We start from the raw sequence: 14,199 nt of genomic DNA, 5'->3' as shown, positions 1-14,199 counted from the left end.
CCTTGTGCGGACTTGTACGGGCATTCCGGCGACGCTTGCCGGCCACCCCCCATCCCTCTCTACTGGCCTGCGGCATTCCCGGTGAGCTCCATCTGGGTGACTCCATAGGGGGAAACACGTATGCGCACAGCGATGGGCGTCATCGCATTGGTTCTCACTCTGTTCACGACGTTCACCGTTCCGACCGCCGCAGCGCCACCTCAGGGGCTGCGCGCGAGCTACGCCAACCCGGTCCTGCGGCCTGATGGCCACGTCGACGCGACCGCCACGGTCAACCGGTTGAAGGCGATGAACGCCGACACGTACGCGTTCTTGATCCTCAAGAACACCAGCTGGGACGACCTGCACGCGTTCCTGCCGGTCGCCCAGCCGGCCGGGATCAACGTCTGGGTCTACCTGGTCCCGCCGTCGGAATGCCCCGGCGGCACGACGTGCGAGGGCTATCTGCCGTACAAGAAGGACTACGCGGCCTGGGGCCGGGCAATCGCTGCCCTGGCGAAGCAATATCCCGTGCTGAAGGCGTGGGCGATGGACGACTTCACCAGCAACCTGTCGTTCTTCACACCGGCATACACCGGCGAAATCCGGGCAGCGGCGCGCGCGGTCCACCCGGCGCTGGAGTTCTACCCGGTGGCGTACTTCAGCCGGATCAACCAGACCTTTGTCGACAACTACGCGGCCGTCATGGACAGCCTGATCCTGCCGTTCCGCGACGACCCGCACCGCAACACCCTGTGGACGAGCAGCCTGTACGGCCAGCTCAACGATGTCTCGGCGCTGCTGGCACTGAAAAACCGCAAGCTGATCCTGATGGTCTACGCACACACGTTGTCCAACACGGTCATCACCCCGGATGTCGAATACGTCCGCAAAGTGACGACGATCGGAATGCGGTACGCGTTGGACGGCAAAATCGCAGGTGTCATCCAGTACGCGTTGCCGCTGACACCCGGCATCCCGCAGAACGGGGACTTCCCGATATCCCGCGGCTCCGGCCGGGGAGCGCTCGTGCTGACAGTGCGGGGTGACCAACCGACTCAGCAAGGATGGTTTGCCGAAGCCAATACGGCGGTCCGGCTGAATCCTGGTTCGACGTCATGCCGGATGGTGTTCTGGCACACCGACGACCGCGATATGAACAGCCCGCTCGAGTATCACGTCAAGCAGGCGCTCGTGTCCGATCACGAGGTCTGGGCCCAGGACGTCGCCAGCGCAGGCACCGACTGGTCCAGCTCGGCTCCCCTGGACATCGCGCCCTATCTGACGAATGGCGTCGGCACCTTGACATTCCGGCTGTTCCCAAAAGAACGGTGTCGGTAATTATCCCGTCCTCGTCCGGTTCGACGACATCACGCTGACTGGCTGCCACATCGCCAACCCCTCGTTCGAGACCACCGGCGACTGGATATCCAAGCGTCACGGCGGACACGTCCTGTCCGGCCAGCACACGTACGACCCGGTGTACTCCACCACTGTGCACGCGGCCGTCGCTCGACTTTACGCACTGTGAGCATCCGGAAGTTCTCGCATACCCGCAACACGACGAATGAGGTCCCATGCGTAAATTTGGAAAATTCGCGAAACTGTCCGCAGTCGCCATCGGGTTGTCCGCCGTTGTCGTCGCCGCGCCCGCATCAGCCACAACGGAACAATCCTCCGCTGCGCCAGCCTATTCGGAGAGATGTGAGACCGGCTGGGTGGAAGTGAAAGCGGGCGTGACAAACCTCCCGGTCCGCGCGTGGCCCAGCAATAGCGCACCTTCGTATAGAACGGTCAAAGGGGGCGATGTGCTTCCTTGCGTTGATCAGCATTACTCAATCGGCGAGAACTATTCGGTCTGCGGCGGCACGAACACAAACGGCTGGATCATCATCCAACGCTCCGGCCAAGCTGTCGGATACGTGCTGATGATGTGCGTGATCGACTGGTAGGCCAGCCGTGGCCGATCTTCCGGCTCTGACACGTAACCCTGTGTACGCCGGTCGTTCATTCGAGCGGCCGGCGGCACCACTTTCACGCTGCTACTGCCCACGTTTAGTGACTAGTATCACAGTCATGGACTACGGACACGTCGTCGTGACGTTCACCACGGACAGTAAGCAACTCGCCTGCGCCATGGCAACCGAGGTCTCGGGTATCGAGTCCACCTGCTGCGCGCATATCGAAGGGCCGATCCGCCGGGTGCACCGCTGGCATGGCCACAAGCACGCGAGCGAGCAGTGGCGAGTGGAAATCGAGGCCACGCAGGACGGCGCCGACGCGCTCGTCGAGCACATCACCAGTCACCACGGTCACGAGGTCCACGACCTTATGGTGACCGACCCGACGCGGCACCTCGTCAGCGAAACCGCCGACACACAGTGACCGCCGCGCTCACCCTTATGCAGCTGGGCCACCGACCGTAGTCGGCTTTCGTCGTTCACGCCGTTGGGCCGAAGACGGTTCCGGGTGTTCCGGCGGCAGCGACGGCGGTGTGACTGCGGGCGTGTGCGATCTCGCGCAACTGATCGAAGGTTGTGCCCAGCCACGCGGCCAGCTGGTCGCGGGTGTTGGTCGGCGTATCGAGCACACCGCGAAGCAGGAACAACTCTGTCACCGCAGGGATCTGCGCGGCCCAAGCAAGGTGTTGCGCCCGGCGGACGTCCGCTCGTTCCGTCCAGTCGAAGGCAGTGAACGGACCAGTCGGAGTGGTGCTGAGATATCGGCGGAGGCGCTCGGTCATCTCGGTGGCCAACCCTGGCCTCGCCGTGTCCAGGCAGAAGCTCACCTCCGGGGTTTGAGCCAGGACCAGCAACAGATCCGGGGTCACGAAGGCACGCCCTGTCGCGCGGCACGCTTGATAGGTGTTGTCGAGGGATTCCCTGAGCCGAGCCAACAGTGGGATTTGCCTCGCCACGCCCAGAGTGCTCACCGCGGCGATGTTGGCACCGAGAAGTTCCAGGTTGGCGAGGACGACCTGGCCGAACAAGGCGTTGCCTTGCTTGCCCGCGGCACGGGACAACTCCTCGCGGATCAGCCGGAGCAGCCTGGTGACGAGGTTGTCGAAAGAGATGGGAAAAGTACTGGGATCCAGCCCGATGTCCTGCGCGGCGTTCCTCCATTGCGCCAGAGTCTCGGCATCCGGCGTGTCCATGCTGACGAGTGACGGGATGTCGTGCGCCGGCCGCTCGGCCATCAGCCGTTCCAACAGGCTGAGAACGTGCGTCGGATCAGCGCCCGTTTCCTCGGTCTCGGCGATCGCCCGCCGCATCGCGGCCCGGCAGACACGGTCCAGTTCCTGGACGTCCTGCTCGCCCAGGACAGCGTCTCGCAGTTTGCGGCCGGCCGGGGCGGCGAGCTGGCCTGCCAACGAGCCGGCGATCTTGGTCACCAGTGGATCCATCGGCACTCCCTCACCAGTTGCGGCCCAGGCTTCTCGCTTCTGCTTCCAGCGCCGCGGCCCGGCCGGTGTCGCCCAGTCCGCGGTGGCACTGCGCGAGCGCCGACAAGGCCAACGGCTGCACGGGATTGATGTCCAACGACCGCTGGAGCGCCGTCGCCGCTTCGGCGAACAGGTCGTGCTGGAGCTTGAGGTAACCGAGCAACCGCCACCACTCCGCCTGGTGTGGCCAGAGCCCAATACCTTGGCGGATCAGCTCTTCAGCCTCGTCGGGCGATCCGTGCACCAGCAGGACGCTGGCCAGGGCCCGCATCGGTAGTTCCTCGAGCGGACGTTCGGACACGTCGCGGCGAAGCCGGGCGATGAGCACGTCGTGACGGTTCTCGTCGACCACCATCACGTACTCTTCATCCGTTGGCGCGAAAGACATCGACGCCGAACCCACATTGCCCAGCTCTTCGCGCAGCCTGATGATCAGGCTTTCCACGATCGGCGGAGTCGCGTCCGCGTAACCGACGCTGCCCGGGTCGTCGACCTTGCGCAACGCCAGCGCCGACCGACGACCGTCCGCGGAAAGCAGTCCACTGTAGAGGATCGGCGACCAGCATCAGGTCACGGAGCAACTCGGCTGCCTCCCGGTAACGGCCGAGTCGTTTGAGGGAAAGAGCGTACTCGCCACGGTAGGTGATTCGGTCCTCCGCAGGCAGATCGCCAGCCAGTGCCTCCTCGAACTTCACCAGCGCCTCGACGTCCCTGCCGGTCATCGACAGCAGACTGCCGTGCAACGCGCGCAGCCGCGGTGTGATGTCGCCGGGGTCGAGCTTGTCGATCTCATCGAAGGCGACGCCGAACTCCCCCAATCTGCACAAGCTCTGCACGCGCTGTTCCGTGAACATCGCCCGTTGTTGGTGCACCATGAACCCGAGATGAGCGCTGGTCCGCAGGATCGCGAGGCCGAGTGCGGGAGCATGCTCGCTGGTCAGCGCCTGCAACAGCCGGACTATCTCGGGGAAATCCGGCCGCAGGTCCGCAAGACGGTCCAGACATCGGATGGCCACCTCGGCGCGTCCCAGCATTCCGGCGCGCGGTAAGCCCACGTGCTCTCCAGTACCGGGACGGCGCCCGCACCGAGCAAGTCGCGGACCGTCGTACCGTTCTTGCCAGACGGCACGTAAAGCATGCCGACGAACAGACGCCCTTCGAAGTCCTCGATGCCGAACGCGGGCAAGATGTGCGCCTCACCGGAGAGCCGCGATCACACCGCCGCTTCCCGCACAAATGCCTGACGCGCGCCGCGGTCGAAGAAAAAGCGCTGCTGGAACGTCTTGTACGCGAGTTCAGGCCCGGACGACTCAGCCCTGCCACAAAGGAACACCTCGCCCATACCGCCGCGGAGTACCTCGTAGACGAGCAATTCGTCGCCGAGCGCACCGATCACCTGCTGCCGCTGGCCCGAAGGACGCGAAGACGGCTCAGCAAAAGGATTTCCCGGCGTCTCGAACCTCATCCACTCCCCTCGGGTCCACCACCACGGCCATCACGCCACCGACCGCATCCCCAAGATTAGCTTGGCGCACCAGCACGGTGACGTACTACGACATGCCCACGAAAATCGTCCAACAACGAAACAGCAGATGTACGATTTACGTATCGTCAAAATGTCTCAGCAATCCCTAGAAATACGGCTTCGCTGGAACAGGGGTACCTGATGATGTCGCCATGCGTCGCCGTTGGGTTTGGTTAGGTTGTGCCGTATTGACCGCTGGGCTCATCTGGCTTGCCGCTGTTGACAAGAACATCTTCACGGCGCTCGGCGCGATGATTGGCACCGCGGTGACTGCGGTCGGGACGATATCCGCTTGGCAGAATCGTCGCCATGACCGCAGGCAGCAACTGCTGGACAAAGCGGTAGAGAAGCTGGTCACCGCCGTGACACTGGAGATGAAAGCCGAGGAGAAGCTCCGCAGGCTGCAGGATCCATGGCCGTTGCGGGTCCGGTGGGTGAACACGCGGCGCCCCATCGCCGATCACTGGCAGGCCATTCATGGTGTGCCGGAACGGGACCACGCCATCGATCTTTCCGGCAAGCTCGAGGATGTCGCCACAGTTCTGGGAAAAGTGCCGTCGCAACGCCTGGTCGTGCTCGGTGAGCCCGGATCGGGCAAGACCATCCTCAGTCTGTGCCTGGTCCTCGGGCTGCTCGATCGGCGCAAGCCGCAGCATCCGGTACCCGTCCGCATCCCAGTGTCCTCATGGGATCCCGTGGACGTGGGACTGCGAGAGTGGATGGCGGGCTGGCTGAGCGAGAACTACCGCCACCTGGCTGTCAAGGCGCCTTCGGGCGACACGCTCGCACAGGAGCTGGTTGCCGCCGGGCAGATCTTGCCGGTTCTCGACGGCCTTGACGAAATACCTCAGCCGTCTCGGCTCACCGCCCTGGTCAAGCTCAATCGCGAACTGTCCCGTGGTGATCCGCTGGTGCTCACCTGCCGTGCCCAGGAATACGAAGAAGTAGTGACAGCACCGACCGGCGACGTCCTCACCGCGGCCGCCGTCGTCGAACTGTGTCCACTTGATCCGCACCACCTGGCTGACTACTTACGGGTCACCACGCCACAGGCACGCGTCGCAAAGTGGGATCCGGTTCTGCAGAACATCACCGGCCATCCGGATGGCCCGGTGGCACAGGCTTTGTCCACTCCGTTGATGGCGTGGCTCGCACGAACCGCGTACAGCGAGACGCCAGCGGAGCCGATCGAGCTCGTCGCGACCGACCCCAGTGGACAACGGTCGTTACCCACCCGCGAGGACGTCGAAGGACGTCTGGTCGATCGGCTGATCCCGACTGTCTACGCACCAGACACGACCACAGCCGTGAAACACCGGTGGGCGATCGCCGACGCCGAGCGCTGGCTGGGGTTCCTCGCCCAGCACCTGCATCGCCTCGGCACCTACGACCTGGCCTGGTGGCGTCTGCACCAAGCGGTCTCCCGACTGGTGTACGCGGTGCTGTTCGCAGTGATCAGCGGATTGCTCACCCTGCTGACGCTGACGTTCACCAAGGACCTGCTTGACCCCTTGATCGACCCGGTGAAGTACAGCGTGGTCACGGCACTCGCCGTCGGCCTCGCCGTAGGGCTGGCCCAGCCGTCTGGACCTGCTCGCACGGAAGCGGGTTTCCGGGGCGCGGCCAAGATGTTTCTCCGCCGGTTCACTCTCGGCTTCGCCATCGCACTGCCCCTCGGGTTTCCCTTCCCGCTGGTCACCGGGCTGGCTGCGGGTCTGGCTCTGTCGGCCGAGCCCGCACAGGTGCGTATCCATTTCCGCGGCACTGTGAAGTCGTTCGCTCGACGGTTCGCCTTCGGTTTCGTGATCGGGGCCGGCATGGGCTACGGCTGGACCTTCGTACTGGCACCCACGTTCGCGGCCGGCAGCAACATGTCCGCGGCGCTGGTGAGTGGATTGATCATCGGACTCGCCAGTGGGATGACCGTCTGGTTGAACGTCCCGGCCGACGTGTCGAAGGTGACCACGCCGAAGGCCACTCTGAAACACGACCGGAGCGCCACTCTGGTCTCGGGACTGCTCATGGGGCTCACCGGCGGAGCGGTGATCGGGCTGCTGGTCTGCTTGATGGCGCTGGACATGCTCAGCGAAGTGCTCGGCCCGGAGACCGTCGCACCGATGCGCAAGCCCGTGATCATCGCCATCGCGGTCGCCGCGCTGGCAGTCCTTTTCGGACTTCTGCTGGCCGCGGTGATCACGATGACGAGCACGTGGGGGATCTTCGTGATCAGCCGGGTCTGGCTGGCGGCGCGTCGCCGGATTCCCTGGCGGTTCATGGGGTTTCTCGCTGACGCGCATCAACTCGGCGTGCTGCGCCAGGTCGGCGGGATGTACCAGTTCCGGCACGCGCGGCTGCACGATCGGCTGGTGGCGCACGCATCCCAGCGACGGACTGCGCCCAGTCGGGTGCGTGGTCATCGCCAAGTCAAGCTTCCGGCGTGGGCGCGGACATCCGTCGGTGTGGTGCTCGTCAGCGGGTTGCTTGGCGTTCTCTATCTGAACCCCAGTGATGTCCTGTCCGTGACCGCCGACGAGTCGGCCGGACCCAGCAACGGGTTTCTCCGGGCGAATTCACCGTCGTCACCCGCATACCGGCCCACCGACAGGCACAACCCGTACCTTCACAACTCCGCGCAAAGGCCTATCACGGTCTTGCACCCGAACGTCGGAGAATACGTGGTCATGTTCGACGGAATCACCACCTCCGGCGGAGTGGCGCATGTGACAGCCTACGGCGGCACATCGACGTTCTGCGTCATCGGCAATTGGGCTCCACAGTTGGCGGTCCAAGTGATCGAAGTGCATTGCTCGGACGCTGATGGAAACCCGCGCGACGCCAGGTTTGTCGTGAACTTCGCCGACAAGTCCGACGGCAACGGCCGATTCTCGTACTTGCTGGCCAACGACCCGGTGGTGACCGAACGCTACGAACCGCAAAGCACAGACCGATATGACTCCACGGGTGGCGAGGCCTGGATCGCCCGGCAAGCAGAGGGCCGCTACGACGTGTACGTGCCCGGATCGGCAGGCATAGCGCCAGAGGAGCAGTTCTACCAGGTCACCGCGGTGGCAAACATCGCGCACTGCAAGCTGTCCGCGCTGCCGTCCACATCCGGCATCCAGCACGTGGCATGCCGCAACACGCGTGGCGAATTCGCTGATTCCGCGTTCTCCCTGAGCTTTTCCTGGAACACCAGTTTCCTCGGCCGTACGGATCGGCGTTATGGCCACCAATCCACTGCCAGCGTCCGGAAACCACGATGGCTCGAACGTGGCCAGTACGAGGTCCGGCTACCTGGTATCGGTACGAACGGTGGTCAAGTCGTCGCGTCGGCGATCGGTCCGTCGGACGCCTACTGTCACGTCCAAGGCTGGGGCATGCTCGACGCGGACATGTTCGACGCGGACATGTTCGTTGTCGTGAAATGCTGGTCCACCGCGACCCACGAACCCGTGGACGCCGAGTTCACCGTCGGTGTGACGTGGTGAGATCCGGCCGTCGCCCGCTGGACAACCATGGTCCACAATGGACTAACCGGTTGGCTTTGCAATAACCTTGCCCATTTGGGCTGGTGTTCGAAGCGTTGGCTAACGGGCCTGAAAATGATCACGACATGTGCAAGCACGGAGACCCGCGTACCTAGGGGGAACGGACTTGCGCAAATGTGGATTGGCGATTGTCAGCATCGCTGTGATGATCAGCGGCGCTCCCGCCATGGCGGGATCGACGTCGTGGCGGGTGGTGCAGACCGCCACCGAGAACAGGTTGAGCACGGTCGATGTCGTCTCGGAAAAGATTGTCTGGGCGGCTGGCGGCGGCCTTCTCGGAGCTGTCGACGACGGCAGTGTCGTGCGTACCTTCGACGGTGGCCGGACTTGGCGCGATGTGACCCCGTTCGGCGATGTCACGCAGCCTTACCGGGACGTCGAGGCATTTGATCGCGATCATGCGGTCGCGTTGTCGAGCAGGGACGGATTGTCCCAGATCTACCGGACCGCGGATGGCGGAACAACCTGGCGTGTGGTGTTCAGCACGCCTCTTTTCTTTGATTGCATGGCTTTCTTCGACGACAGACGCGGCCTTGCGGTAGCCGATTCGGTCGACGGCAGATTCCCTGTCGTGGCCACCGACGACGGCGGCCGAACCTGGCTGCCGGCTCCAGTCGAGTCGCAACCCATTGCGATGCCTGGCGAGGCGGCGCGCGCAACTGGCACCTGCCTGACCACGTTCGGCCGTCACGATGTCTGGTTCGGCACGTGGGACCCGGCCGGCAACGGACGGGTGTTGCATTCGGCCGACAGCGGCCGGACCTGGACTGCTTCCATTACGCAGTTACCTGGCGGCGATACCCATGAGGGCGTCAGCACATTGGCTTTCCGCGATCGCCGCACAGGCATCGCATCCGGTGGCACCGTGGCAACGAATGGCGATGTGGGCGCCGTGAATGTGACGGCGAACGGCGGCAAGTCGTGGACGCCCGCGAAACCACCGGCAGGTGTGCGCATCGGCGTCGCGTGGATCCCTGATCGGCGCGAAACTGTCGTCGCTGTCGGCCGGACCGGTAGCGACATCAGCACGGACGGTGGCCGCACGTGGCGTCTCATCGACCACACTTCTCTGTTCGCGGTGAACTGCGCACGCAACGGCCCATGCTGGGCTGTCGGAGAAAGCGGTAAAGCAGCGAAGCTGAGGATCCATTGACCGATCGAAGCGGGGCACACCACTCAGTCCAATTGCACTTCAATTGCCCTTGCGGGCAGCATGCCATTGCAGTTTCAGGACGTTGACATCGCCGGTTACCGCATTTAGCGTTGGTCCGCGGACATGGGGTGTCCATAAACCATTCGAACAAAATCACTGTATGGCAAAACTGATTACGCCGTTTTGCCGACTCAAACCTTGCCCGGAGCGCCGCCGGAAACGCACGGCGGCGGTTCCGCGGCAAGGCACAAGCGGAGGGGGTCCAATGAGGACGGATGAGACAGGCGAACAGGACGGCGGTTTATCCGGCCGGTCGTTGGGCGAATTGTTCATGGCCCAGGTCCGGCGCCACCCGGACCGTCCAGCGATCGCCGGAGCGGACGGGCAGGTCAGCTATGCCGAACTAGGATCGCTCGTCGAACGGTTCGCCCGTGGGTTGCGGCGGCTGCGGCTGCCCGCAGGCGCGATGGTCGGTGTGGCAGGCGATCGTGGCCGAGACGCGTGTGTCGCGATGGTGGGTGCGGTGTGCGCGGGGCTCGGATACGTGCCTCTGGATCCCTCGCTGCCCGCCGAACGGTTGCACAACATGGTGGCCGACAGCGGCGCGGTGGCGGTGATCCGGCTGCCGGGCGCGAAGGCTGTGGACGGCCGGATGTTGGAGTTCGCCGACATACTCGACCTTGGCAGATACGGCATGGACAGCCCAGCGCCGCAAGCCGATGCTGCCCCCGCGTACGTGATGTTCACATCCGGCACGTCCGGCAGGCCGAAGGCCGTCGCGATCCCGCAGCGCGGCGTGGCAAGGCTTTCGATCGGCAACGGCTTCCTCGACATCGAGCCCACCGACCGCGTGCTGCATGGTTGTTCGCTGTCGTTCGACGCCTCGGTTTTCGAGATCTGGCCGACACTGCTCAACGGGGCCTGCCTGGTGCCGGTCGCCTCGGACGTGTTGCTGTCCCCGCCCGCCCTGCACGCGTTGCTGCAACGGGAACGGATCAGCGTTCTGTTCTTGACCACCAGCATCTTCCACCACATGGCCGCCGAGCGGCCTGAGCTGTTCGCCGGGCTGCGGTACGCGGTCACCGGCGGCGAGGCGTTGCAGACCGAGGCGGCGCGCAGAGTGCTCGAACACGGCCGTCCGGCACATCTCGTCAACGCCTACGGTCCGACTGAGGCCGCGTGCGTCGCGACCGCGCACGTTTTCACTTCTGTGTCACCGGATTGGGCCGGGGTGCCGATCGGGATTCCGATCGCCGACACCACCTGTTACGTCGTTCGACCCGATGACACTCTGGCCATGGACGGCGAAGACGGCGAGCTGTGCGTCGGCGGCGACGGCATCGCGACCGGCTACCTCAACGCTCCCGGGGAAAGCGCCGAGCGCTTCGTCCGTCTCCCGGTTGGCCGATCCGGCGAGCCTGTGCCGGTTTACCGCACCGGTGACGTCGTCCGGCGACGCACCGATGGCGTGCTGGAGTTCGTCGGCCGCCGGGACGATCAAGTGAAGATCCGCGGCTTCCGGATCGAGCCGGGTGAGATCCGTGCCGTCCTGACCTCACATCCGAACGTCGGGGATGCCGCGGTCGCGGTTCGTGGTGAAGGCGGTGCCCGTGTGCTGGCGGCGTACGTGGCGACCGCAGGAGCGACGCCCGATGCCCAGGACCTGCTGGGCTTTCTACGCGCGCGACTGCCCGAGTACATGGTTCCGGCCACCGTGACGGTGCTCGACCGGCTGCCACTGACGGCGAGCGGCAAGCTGGACCACGCCGCACTACCGGCGTCGCCGGACGCGTCACCGGCTGAAGCGCTCGGTTCTCCTGGGTCAGTGGCCGAAACGGTGGCCGCGATCTGGGCCTCGATCCTGCCTTCCGGCCATGCCCAGCCGGACGACGACTTCTTCGCGGGCGGCGGCAACTCGCTGCTGGCAGTCCAACTCGTCGCCCAGGTCCAGGAACAGCTGGGACTCGACGACGAACACAACTACCTGCTGATCACCAATCTTTTGAACGAGCCGACCATCCGAGCGTTCACGTCGACGGTCGAGAACCTGTGGCGCACCGGTGCCGCCGATGACGCGCACGCTGCTACGGCCGACCGCTGGCGGCCCGACGTCGCCTGGGAGGTCCCCCAGGTCACACACGCCGGACCGGAGCCGGATTGGCGTGCCCCTCGGCATGTGTTCCTGACCGGTGCCACTGGTTTCCTTGGCGCGTACCTGCTTCGTGAGCTGCTGGACCAGACCGACGCCCAGATCCACACTCTCGTCCGGGCACGGGACATCGCGCACGCGTACAGCCGCCTGACCGAAGCACAGCGCCGCTACGGGATCGATCGGCCGTTGCCGCAGGAGCGGGTGCGTCCCGTATTGGGTGACCTCGCCAAGCCGCGGCTCGGTCTTGCCGACGCGGACTGGGAGCTGCAGGCAGCGCAGGCTGATGTCATCCACCACTGCGGCGCTGAGGTCAACTTCCTTTACCCGTACGAGAAGTTGCGCGTGGCCAACGTGTTCGGCACGCAGGAGATCCTGCGTCTCGCTGCACGCCGGGCCATCCCGGTGCACCATGTCTCCACTTTGGCTGTGGTGCACGGCATGGGCGCGGCGGGCCTGCGAGAGGTCACCGAGGACACTCCGCTGGACAACGTCGAACTGCTCGGCATGGGATACCCGGAAAGCAAGTGGGTCGCCGAGGAAGTGGTGCGTGGCGCAGCCAGAGCAGGCCTGCCCACGGCGATCCACCGGCCGTACGAGATCTCCGGTGACACAACGGGGTTCGTGTGGAACAGCGGGGCGGCGCTGTGCGAGCTGTTCCGGATCATCACCGAACTCGAGCTGGCGCCGGACCTCGACCTCGCGCTGAACCTCGTCCCGGTCGACTACGTGGCGGCCTCAATCGTCCACCTTGGACTGGACCAGCCCGCGAACGGTCAGACATACCACCTGGTCAACCCGGGTGAGGCGCTGCTCAGCGACCTGGTGGACCGGTTGCGCGCGCATGGCCACCGGATCCACACGGTCGACTACCCGGCCTGGATCGAGGAGATGCTCGCGTATCTCGCCGATCGTCCCGGGCATCCGTTCACGCCGCTCACCCAGCTGTACACCAAGCGGGTCACCCCCGAGATCACGCTGCAGGAACTGGCCTGCGCGCGGATCACGCCGCGGCTGGACCGCAGCAGGCTGGACGCGGCCGAGGCAGGCAGTGGGCTGGTCTGTCCGCCGGTGGACCGGGAGTTGCTCGACGGCTACGTCCGGTACTTCCACGACTCCGGCTTCATCGTGCGACCGGCCACTGAGCTCGAAAGGGCCGACCATGCTTGATGTCCAGACGGCTCTGCCGGATCTGACCGACCCGCGCACGTTCATCCCCGATCCGCCGTACCAGGCGTGGGCGGCGTTGCGCCGCCGCGACGGGCTGCCGTTCCAGGAACGCGAGGACGCACCCGGCTTCTACTCGGTGGCCCGCTACCGCGACATCGACACGGTGGTCCGCGACTCCACGACTTACAGCTCCGAGGGCGGCATGACGCTGGACACCGCGCTCGGTGTCCGTGATCCGGCGGCCGGAAAGATGATCGAACTGACTGACCCGCCTCGCCACCGACGGTTGCGGAAGTTGGTCAGCGGCGGGCTGAACCGGTCGGTGGCACAGAACATGGACGTCCTCCTGCGCTGGCGGGTGGACAGCTGGGTGGCCGACGCCGTGCGAGCCGGCGAGGTCGACTTTGTGGACGCGGTCAGCGAACGGGTGCCGTCCGCGGCCACCGGGCTGCTGCTCGGCTTGCCACAGCAGCATTGGGACAAGCTCGCCGACCGGGCAAGCCGCGCAGTGTGCGGCTCCTTGAGCGCGGACGACGCGAGGGTGGGCGATCTCGCGGTCCGCCGGAACTCCACCGCCACGGCCAACGGGCAGCTGATGGTTCACCTTGCCAGCCTGGTGGATCACGCCGAGTTGGCCGAGGACGGGATGATGCGCCGGCTGCTGGCGGCTGAGATCGACGGCGACCGGCTGACCCGCGAGGAAGTGCTGCTGAACTGTCTGAACCTGGCCATCGCGGGCAACGAGACGACGAAGAACGCCACCACGGGCGGTCTGGTGGCGTTCAGCCGGAACCCGGACCAGTGGCAACTGCTGCGTCGGCGCCCCGAGTTGCTCGACTCGGCGGTCGAGGAGATCCTGCGCCACACCTCGCCGGTGCAGCACCTCATGCGCACGGTGACCCGTCCGCAGACACTCGCAGGCACGCAACTTGGCGAGGGTGACCTGGTGTGCGCGTGGGTGGCTTCGGCCAACCGCGACGAGGAGGTCTTCACCGAGCCGGACGCGTTCCGGATCGACCGTGATCCCAACCCACACCTCGCTTTCACCGCGGGCAAACACTTCTGCCTCGGCGCGTCGCTGGCACGGCTGGAGATCAAGCTCGTGTTCGAGTCATTGCTGAGCAGGGTCGAACGGATCACCCTGCTCGGTTCACCGGTCCGCAAACCGACCAACCTGGTCACCGCTTACGCGAGCCTCCCGGTCGCGTTGCAGGCTGGCTGACAGTGCAGTCC

11 protein-coding genes are annotated in these 14,199 nt (G+C 65.2%); 7 read left to right on the top strand and 4 right to left on the bottom strand.

Going from position 1 to position 14,199, the window contains the following annotated elements; translation table 11 throughout:
- The first annotated feature begins 120 nt into the window (after positions 1-120).
- The 3 genes from B9C43_RS36765 (at position 121) to cutA (ending at position 2,364) form a co-directional block, all read left to right on the top strand.
- The gene (locus B9C43_RS36765; RefSeq protein ID WP_084431411.1) at positions 121-1,320 is read left to right on the top strand and encodes a hypothetical protein; all 1,200 of its coding nucleotides are present in this window, start codon (positions 121-123) and stop codon (positions 1,318-1,320) included.
- A 236-nt stretch (positions 1,321-1,556) separates the two neighbouring features.
- Entirely contained in the window at positions 1,557-1,931 is a 375-nt protein-coding gene (locus B9C43_RS55940; protein WP_143446859.1) for a hypothetical protein, read from the top strand.
- A 124-nt stretch (positions 1,932-2,055) separates the two neighbouring features.
- Positions 2,056-2,364, top strand: a complete 309-nt coding sequence (cutA, locus tag B9C43_RS36760) for a divalent cation tolerance protein CutA (protein WP_033389004.1) — start codon at positions 2,056-2,058, stop codon at positions 2,362-2,364.
- 55 nt (positions 2,365-2,419) lie between these two features.
- Here the strand turns inward: cutA and B9C43_RS36755 are convergent, their stop codons facing one another.
- From B9C43_RS36755 to B9C43_RS36740, 4 genes are all read right to left on the bottom strand, one after another.
- Positions 2,420-3,382 carry a hypothetical protein gene (locus B9C43_RS36755; protein ID WP_084431409.1) on the bottom strand — a complete coding sequence of 321 codons (963 nt, stop codon included), beginning with the start codon at positions 3,380-3,382 and terminating at the stop codon, positions 2,420-2,422.
- A 10-nt stretch (positions 3,383-3,392) separates the two neighbouring features.
- Positions 3,393-3,776: a tetratricopeptide repeat protein gene (locus B9C43_RS36750; protein ID WP_160096933.1), complete on the bottom strand. Its 384-nt coding sequence runs from the start codon at positions 3,774-3,776 to the stop codon at positions 3,393-3,395.
- Between the two features lie 10 nt (positions 3,777-3,786).
- On the bottom strand, positions 3,787-4,476 hold the full coding sequence (locus B9C43_RS36745) for a tetratricopeptide repeat protein (RefSeq protein WP_143446858.1): 690 nt from the start codon (positions 4,474-4,476) through the stop codon (positions 3,787-3,789).
- Between the two features lie 158 nt (positions 4,477-4,634).
- Positions 4,635-4,886 carry a hypothetical protein gene (locus B9C43_RS36740; RefSeq protein ID WP_143446857.1) on the bottom strand — a complete coding sequence of 84 codons (252 nt, stop codon included), beginning with the start codon at positions 4,884-4,886 and terminating at the stop codon, positions 4,635-4,637.
- A gap of 248 nt (positions 4,887-5,134) precedes the next feature.
- On the opposite strand from B9C43_RS36740, the gene B9C43_RS36735 reads away from it, so the two are divergent.
- The 4 genes from B9C43_RS36735 (at position 5,135) to B9C43_RS36720 (ending at position 14,188) form a co-directional block, all read left to right on the top strand.
- Complete coding sequence (locus B9C43_RS36735) at positions 5,135-8,434, top strand: NACHT domain-containing protein (protein WP_160096931.1); 3,300 nt, start codon at positions 5,135-5,137, stop codon at positions 8,432-8,434.
- Between the two features lie 205 nt (positions 8,435-8,639).
- Complete coding sequence (locus tag B9C43_RS36730; RefSeq protein WP_143446856.1) at positions 8,640-9,647, top strand: WD40/YVTN/BNR-like repeat-containing protein; 1,008 nt, start codon at positions 8,640-8,642, stop codon at positions 9,645-9,647.
- 265 nt (positions 9,648-9,912) lie between these two features.
- Positions 9,913-12,966, top strand: a complete 3,054-nt coding sequence (locus B9C43_RS36725) for a non-ribosomal peptide synthetase (RefSeq protein ID WP_160096929.1) — start codon at positions 9,913-9,915, stop codon at positions 12,964-12,966.
- Positions 12,959-14,188 (top strand): cytochrome P450, encoded by a 1,230-nt coding sequence (locus B9C43_RS36720; RefSeq protein WP_084431396.1) that lies wholly within the window; start codon positions 12,959-12,961, stop codon positions 14,186-14,188. The genes B9C43_RS36725 and B9C43_RS36720 overlap by 8 nt, the downstream gene beginning before the upstream one ends.
- Positions 14,189-14,199: the final 11 nt, after the last annotated feature.

Source organism: Kibdelosporangium aridum (genome assembly GCF_900176515.1).
Classification (GTDB): Bacteria; Actinomycetota; Actinomycetes; order Mycobacteriales; family Pseudonocardiaceae; genus Kibdelosporangium; species Kibdelosporangium aridum.
Note: the sequence above shows the minus strand (reverse complement) of the source record. Positions and strands in the feature narration are given on the sequence as shown.

What these genes read in the sequence shown, in the direction of transcription:
- B9C43_RS36720 (WP_084431396.1), top strand. Translation starts at nt 12,959, where the DNA reads ATGCTTGATGTCCAGACGGCTCTGCCGGATCTGACCGACCCGCGCACG.
- cutA (WP_033389004.1), top strand. Translation starts at nt 2,056, where the DNA reads ATGGACTACGGACACGTCGTCGTGACGTTCACCACGGACAGTAAGCAA.
- B9C43_RS36730 (WP_143446856.1), top strand. Translation starts at nt 8,640, where the DNA reads ATGATCAGCGGCGCTCCCGCCATGGCGGGATCGACGTCGTGGCGGGTG.
- B9C43_RS55940 (WP_143446859.1), top strand. Translation starts at nt 1,557, where the DNA reads ATGCGTAAATTTGGAAAATTCGCGAAACTGTCCGCAGTCGCCATCGGG.
- B9C43_RS36740 (WP_143446857.1), bottom strand. Translation starts at nt 4,886, where the DNA reads ATGAGGTTCGAGACGCCGGGAAATCCTTTTGCTGAGCCGTCTTCGCGT.
- B9C43_RS36755 (WP_084431409.1), bottom strand. Translation starts at nt 3,382, where the DNA reads ATGGATCCACTGGTGACCAAGATCGCCGGCTCGTTGGCAGGCCAGCTC.
- B9C43_RS36750 (WP_160096933.1), bottom strand. Translation starts at nt 3,776, where the DNA reads ATGGTGGTCGACGAGAACCGTCACGACGTGCTCATCGCCCGGCTTCGC.
- B9C43_RS36765 (WP_084431411.1), top strand. Translation starts at nt 121, where the DNA reads ATGCGCACAGCGATGGGCGTCATCGCATTGGTTCTCACTCTGTTCACG.
- B9C43_RS36725 (WP_160096929.1), top strand. Translation starts at nt 9,913, where the DNA reads ATGAGGACGGATGAGACAGGCGAACAGGACGGCGGTTTATCCGGCCGG.